This window comes from Lentiprolixibacter sp. (assembly GCF_982873095.1).
In genome coordinates, this window is sequence record NZ_CEYNTP010000173.1 from 1 (window position 1) to 6,147 (window position 6,147).

At 45.3% G+C, this 6,147-nt stretch carries 6 protein-coding genes and 1 pseudogene; 6 read left to right on the plus strand and 1 reads right to left on the minus strand.

Features of this window, described 5'->3' with window-relative positions; translation table 11 throughout:
* Nucleotides 1-589 (minus strand): isopenicillin N synthase family dioxygenase (locus AC4E7D_RS10420; protein ID WP_490173735.1); only part of this gene is annotated, 589 nt, incomplete at its 3' end.
* A 109-nt stretch (nucleotides 590-698) separates the two neighbouring features.
* Between AC4E7D_RS10420 and AC4E7D_RS10425 the strand changes: the two genes are divergently transcribed.
* The 6 genes and pseudogenes from AC4E7D_RS10425 to AC4E7D_RS10450 all read left to right on the plus strand — a co-directional run.
* The gene (locus tag AC4E7D_RS10425; protein ID WP_490173736.1) at nucleotides 699-2,693 is read left to right on the plus strand and encodes an alpha-ketoacid dehydrogenase subunit alpha/beta; all 1,995 of its coding nucleotides are present in this window, start codon (nucleotides 699-701) and stop codon (nucleotides 2,691-2,693) included.
* Nucleotides 2,694-2,811: 118 nt separating this feature from the next.
* The gene (locus AC4E7D_RS10430; protein WP_490173737.1) at nucleotides 2,812-3,294 is read left to right on the plus strand and encodes a lipocalin family protein; all 483 of its coding nucleotides are present in this window, start codon (nucleotides 2,812-2,814) and stop codon (nucleotides 3,292-3,294) included.
* Nucleotides 3,295-3,315: 21 nt separating this feature from the next.
* Nucleotides 3,316-3,996: a YiaD family glycine zipper/OmpA-like lipoprotein gene (locus AC4E7D_RS10435; RefSeq protein ID WP_490173740.1), complete on the plus strand. Its 681-nt coding sequence runs from the start codon at nucleotides 3,316-3,318 to the stop codon at nucleotides 3,994-3,996.
* Between the two features lie 75 nt (nucleotides 3,997-4,071).
* Complete coding sequence (locus AC4E7D_RS10440) at nucleotides 4,072-5,193, plus strand: NAD(P)/FAD-dependent oxidoreductase (protein ID WP_490173738.1); 1,122 nt, start codon at nucleotides 4,072-4,074, stop codon at nucleotides 5,191-5,193.
* Nucleotides 5,190-5,915 carry a methyltransferase domain-containing protein gene (locus tag AC4E7D_RS10445; RefSeq protein WP_490173739.1) on the plus strand — a complete coding sequence of 242 codons (726 nt, stop codon included), beginning with the start codon at nucleotides 5,190-5,192 and terminating at the stop codon, nucleotides 5,913-5,915. The genes AC4E7D_RS10440 and AC4E7D_RS10445 overlap by 4 nt, the downstream gene beginning before the upstream one ends.
* A pseudogene (locus AC4E7D_RS10450) lies at nucleotides 5,908-6,147 on the plus strand (type III polyketide synthase); the annotation flags it as partial. The gene AC4E7D_RS10445 and the pseudogene AC4E7D_RS10450, both read left to right, overlap by 8 nt.

The following is a 6,147-nucleotide window of genomic DNA, read 5'->3' on the forward strand; positions in this document are numbered from 1 at the left end:
TGTCTCCATGGGCTGCAGCACGCACCGCATTTTTGGGTTCCTCTGTTATTGGCGGGTAGTGGATAGGTCGCAGGATGGAGTTGCCGTTTTTCAGATATTCATCAAAATAAAATTCATCGAGCTCCAGATGGAGTGCCAAAGCCCGGAGTACATATTTCGCTGTTTTTTCCAGCATTTTGTAAGCTTGCTTACCCACAATATTGAACCTGGGTAATTCTTTCACCTCAACGTTTAGAGGATACTCCTCCAGTAACTTTGGGTCACCTTCCACATATTGTCCAAAGTGCCAGAATTCTTTCAGGTCTCCTTCTTTTCGACCCTTGGCGTGTTCTTTTCCAAATGAGGTATATCCGCGCTGGCCACCAATACCGGGAATTTCATATTTATCCTTGACCTCCTGGGGAAGTTCAAAGAACTTTTTTATTTCAGCATAAAGTTCTTCAACCAGTTCATCAGAGAGAAAATGACCGCTTAATGCAACAAAACCAATTTCTTCAAAAGCCTTTCCTATAGCTTTAACAAAGCTTTCTTTTCGACCTTCATCTCCGGAAATAAAATCACGCAAGTCTACACTGGGAATGGTACTCATGGATAGGTGTTGTTTTGTTCGATCCAAAGGTAATAAATTATATAGCAGAAAGCGTTGCTGTACGGTCTCAGGATTGTGTCCAATTTTGTTACTTTTACACCTGTTGACTATGGACAGCGTATCATACATTGCGTACAACAGCACGGGCATTTCGGAGAAAATGCAAATCGAGCTTTTCAAGCGGATGCTAAAACCGCGGATGATAGAGGAAAAAATGTTGATCCTGCTGAGGCAGGGGAAGATTTCGAAATGGTTCAGCGGTATTGGGCAGGAAGCTATAGCTGTTGGCGTAGCTTCTTCCTTACTGGATGATGAATATATCCTTCCTATGCATCGCAACCTCGGTGTCTTTACTACGAGGAATGTCCCCCTAGAGCGCCTCTTCTCCCAGTGGCAGGGGAAGGCGAACGGCTTCACAAAAGGGCGCGACCGCAGTTTTCACTTTGGAACCCAGGAATATAAAATCATAGGGATGATCTCCCATCTCGGGCCACAATTGGGAGTGGCAGATGGGATTGCCCTTGCACATCTGTTACGTAAGGAAAAACGGGTAACGGCTGTGTTTACCGGAGAAGGAGCAACCAGTGAAGGAGATTTTCACGAGGCCCTGAACCTGGCCGCCGTTTGGGATTTACCTGTACTTTTTTGTGTTGAAAATAACGGCTATGGACTATCCACGCCAACCCATGAGCAATACCGATGCGAACACCTGGCCGATAAAGGAAAAGGTTATGGTATTGAGGCACACATCATAGACGGCAATAATATTCTGGAGGTTTACAGTAAGATAGATGCCCTTTGTAGGGACATGCGTGAACACCCCAGGCCTGTACTCGTAGAATTCAAAACATTCAGGATGCGCGGCCATGAAGAGGCGAGTGGCACCAAGTACGTTCCTAAAGCGCTTTTAGAGGAATGGGCGGCAAAGGATCCTATACAAAACTATTCCGCCTACCTCCATGAAAAGGGCTTACTCCAGGAGGAGAAGGAAGTGGCTGTCAAGAAAGAGTACGTTCACGAAATAGACGAAAAACTGAAACTCGCATTTGCCGAAGAAGAAGTGGTTTTCAATGAAATAAAAGAATTAAATGATGTATACAACGAATTTGTATACGAGGAAGTTAAGCCAGTAATAGACATCCATAATATTCGCCTTGTTGATGCCATATCCGAAGGACTCAGGCAGTCTATGGAACGCCATGATGATCTGGTTGTTTTGGGACAGGACATTGCGGAATACGGCGGTGTTTTTAAGATTACAGAAGGCTTTGTAACCGCCTTTGGCAGGGAACGGGTGAGGAACACCCCAATCTGCGAATCTGCTGTGGTATCGACTGCTATGGGGCTATCCATTAATGGTATGAAAGCCGTAATGGAAATGCAGTTCGGGGATTTTGTGAGCAGTGGTTTTAATCCCATTGTGAATTACCTTGCCAAAGTGCATTACCGATGGAATGAAAAGGCAGATGTGGTGATCAGGATGCCCTGTGGGGCAGGAGTAGGGGCAGGACCATTTCATTCACAGACCAATGAGGCCTGGTTTACCAAAACCCCGGGCCTGAAAGTGGTGTATCCTGCATTTCCATATGATGCGAAAGGCTTGTTGGCTACAGCTATAAACGATCCTAATCCCGTACTCTTCTTCGAGCATAAAGCCCTCTACAGGAGTATCTATCAGGATGTGCCAAAAAGCTATTACACACTTCCGTTTGGCAAGGCGGCCCTGCTGAAAGAGGGAACAGACCTTTCTATAGTCACCTTTGGTGCCGGGGTACATTGGGCCCTTGAAGCACTGGAGCAAAACCCGCAGATATCGGCAGACCTGCTGGACCTTAGGACATTGCAGCCCCTGGATATGGATGCCGTTTACTCTTCGGTAAAGAAAACAGGAAAATTACTCGTTTTACAGGAAGATACCCTCTTCGGTGGAGTGGGTAGCGATATCGCTGCACTTGTAGGGGAGCACTGTTTTGAGCACCTGGATGCTCCTGTAAAGCGGGTGGGAAGCCTGGAAACACCAGTTCCTTTTGCCCGGAATCTCGAGAATAAATTTTTACCGAAAGAACGGCTATCGGAGGAAATTCGTAAGCTTTTTGACTACTAGGGTAATAGTATAGGGCCTCTTGTTTACTGATCCTTAAAACCGGAAAGGTTTTTTAGTCGCTCAGAACCAGGCAAGCCTATTTTTACGTATATAGACCTGTAACCCTAAATAGTTAACCATGAAGCAAACTTTTGTGCTTTCCCTGTTACTGCTTACTGTGCTCAGCAGTTGCTCTATCAGCAAATCGGTACGAAATCAGCGTAACCTTTTCAGCGGTAGTTGGTCACTTGAAAACATCAATTATGAAAATAATACCGGATCATTTACTGCAGTGCTATTCGAGGATGCAAGAGCCATTTGTTTCGAAGGTAGCGATTGGTTTTTTCGCGACAATAACAGCACTGGACGCTATACCATACAAGATGGGAGTTTGTGTCAGGGCGGAGATCGGTTTTTTCGTTGGTCAGTGATCGAACGACCAGAGAATTACAGCTCTCAATTCCAGTTTAAATTTGTTGATGAAAAGAACAAAGACCTGGACGGAGGAAGGGGATACCGTCTTGTCATTGATAAACTTACGGCGTCAGAAATGGTATTAAAACAAAATGTAACGGTCGATGGGTCGCCCATTACGGTAGTTTACGAATTCAATAAAAAATAAAATATAGTCATGAATAGGATTATGAAACGTAGTCTGGCTGTTATCATGGTATTGGGTCTGCTCTTTAGTTGCAGTGCTGTGAGAAATGCCAACAACAAGCAGAAAGGTGCTGTCATAGGAACCGCAGGAGGTGCAGTGATTGGCGGTGTGATAGGTAACAATGTCGGTAAGGGAAACACGGTGCTCGGAGCAATTATCGGAGGGGTAGTTGGAGGCGTAGCTGGAGGCTATATAGGCGATAGGATGGACAGGCAGGCGGAAAGGATCGAGGAGGAGATCCCTGGAGCAGAAGTGACGCGTGTTGGTGAGGGTATTAATGTAACCTTTAATGAAGAAGCAGGAGTGTATTTTGATACCAACAAGTCCAATGTCAAGGGAACTTCAGCGGAAACATTAAATCGTCTGGCGGATATTTTCAAAGAATATCCAAAATCAGTAATCCTGATAGAAGGGCATACGGATAGTGCGGGATCGGATGAATACAACATGAAACTTTCGCAGCAGCGCGCTGAGTCTGTCACTAATTACTTAATCGGTCAGGGCATAGCCGCTGAACGCTTCACAACCCGGTGGTATGGCGAAACCCAGCCAAAAGCGGATAATGCAACGGCCGAAGGTAAAGCTAAAAATCGCAGGGTAGAGCTTGGAATTATCGCTAGCGAAGCGCTCAAGGAAGAAGCGCGACAGATGACCAAAGGATAGCAGAATCAATATCTTTTTATTACATCCCGGCAATTTAGCCGGGATTTTTTGTTTCGGAATTGGTATCTTCAAAATGTGAATTGCTATGATGTTATAATCGTTGGAGGGGGTCTTGCCGGACTTACCGCAGCACTGGACCTCTCTGGCAGGGGATTTCGTGTTGCGGTTTTTGAAAAATCCAGCTATCCCCGCCACAAGGTCTGCGGAGAATACCTTTCCAGTGAGATACTGCCCTACCTGAAAAGCTTAGAAATAGATCTACATCAGGGCGTCCCTATAGACACCTTCGAATTAAGCACCCTGGGTGGTAAATCCTTTACAGCGCAATTACCCCTTGGAGGTGTTGGTATCAGCAGGTATACTCTGGATCACCTCTTGTACCAGAAGTGCCTTGATAACCAGGTAGACATTTATTTTGAGGCGATTAAGCAGATCACTTATGAGGGAGATTATTTCAGTGTATGCGGGCAAAAAAGTGAAGGGTTTCAGGCCAGGGTAGTAATAGGCGCCTACGGGAAGAGAAGCGGGCTGGATAAATCACTGCATCGCCCGTTTATAGAAGAAAAGTCGCCCTGGCTGGCCGTTAAAGCGCATTACCGGCATTCGGGTTTTCCACAGAATAAAGTGGCACTTCACAGTTTTGCAGGCGGTTATTGTGGCCTTTCGAAAACAGAATCTGGCGCAGTGAACCTTTGCTATCTGGCCTCCTACAGAAATTTTATGAATTTCCGGGATATAGATGCCTTTAATAAAAATGTGCTGTCAGTAAACCCCTTTTTAAAGGCTTTTCTGGAGAAAGCTCAACCTTTATGGGAACAACCGCTGAGCATTGCACAGGTCTCTTTTGCCAGGAAGGAGGTTGTTTTGGATCATATCCTATTCTGTGGAGATACAGCCGGGTTGATCCATCCCCTTTGCGGGAATGGTATGGCTATGGCGATCCATAGTGCCAAACTGGCTACTGAAGCAATAGCGGTGTTCCTGCTATCAAAGGAAAAGGATAGAAAATTAATGGAAAACAACTATGCGCTGGCCTGGAAAAAGCAATTTGAAAAGCGATTGCAATTTGGGCGTGTATTGCAGCAACTGCTCATCAACAAGAAGTTGTCTGATGTAGTGTTCTCTGGTCTGGCCAGGTTTCCTGGCCTTACCAGGCAGGTCATTCGAAAAACACACGGTAAACCTATTGCGGTATGAAAACGTTCAGGTACCGGGTAATGGAACCCGAATTAATGGAGGACACGTCCCTGGAACCGGAAGTCCTGAATGCGGTACTCAGGGATATTGATTTTGTCAATTCCGCTTTGGGAGGTTATCAAGTAACGCTAAACGCTATTTCTAATCTTATACAGCTATATCCACAGCCCAGTTATCGTATCCTGGATGTGGGCTGCGGTGATGGGGCTATGCTTCGCAAAATTGGCGATTACTTCATTGATAAGGAATGCAACATAGAATTGCATGGAGTGGATATAAGCGCTACCTCCATTGGGTTGGCCCGTCAAAAAAATAACAGCGGTATGGAGATTACCTACCACACCCTTGATTTTCTCAAGGCCGACCCTGTCAAATTTAAGTCGGATATCGTACTCAGCACCCTGACCCTGCACCATATTCCGTCAGAACAGGTGCCTTTGTTTTTACGTCAAATGGTAAAGACGGCCAGGATAGCCGTTTTAGTGAATGATTTGCAGCGAAGTGGTCTGGCCTACTATCTTTTCAAAGTCTTTAGTAGTATATTTATTAAAACCTATATCGCGAGGCACGATGGAGGGCTCTCAATCAAAAAAGGTTTTAGAAAAGAAGAGCTGCGGCAGTTTGCAGACCAGATCGGAGAGGTCACCTACCGTTTAGAAAAAAAATGGGCATTTCGCTATTTATTTACCCTTTATCCCAAGATGAAATTAAACTATGATTGATCCTGCTATCGTTTCCGTCGCTAAACAACTTCCGCCTTATTGCCGGGAAACAAAGGAAATTCTTCCCGCAGTCTCATTATGGCTCGAAGGGCAGAACGAACGTTTTCGCAGAAAGGTGATGAAAATATTTGAAGGGGCAGGCGTCGACAAGCGATATGGCATTATGGATTTGCATGAGGTTTTCATGGCAACCAGTTTTGAGGAGAAAAATACCTGCTACACAAAGGCAGTA

Excerpts from the sequence above, each read along its gene's own strand:
- AC4E7D_RS10430 (WP_490173737.1), top strand. The coding sequence starts at position 2,812 with ATGAAGCAAACTTTTGTGCTTTCCCTGTTACTGCTTACTGTGCTCAGC.
- AC4E7D_RS10445 (WP_490173739.1), top strand. The coding sequence starts at position 5,190 with ATGAAAACGTTCAGGTACCGGGTAATGGAACCCGAATTAATGGAGGAC.
- AC4E7D_RS10435 (WP_490173740.1), top strand. The coding sequence starts at position 3,316 with ATGAAACGTAGTCTGGCTGTTATCATGGTATTGGGTCTGCTCTTTAGT.
- AC4E7D_RS10425 (WP_490173736.1), top strand. The coding sequence starts at position 699 with ATGGACAGCGTATCATACATTGCGTACAACAGCACGGGCATTTCGGAG.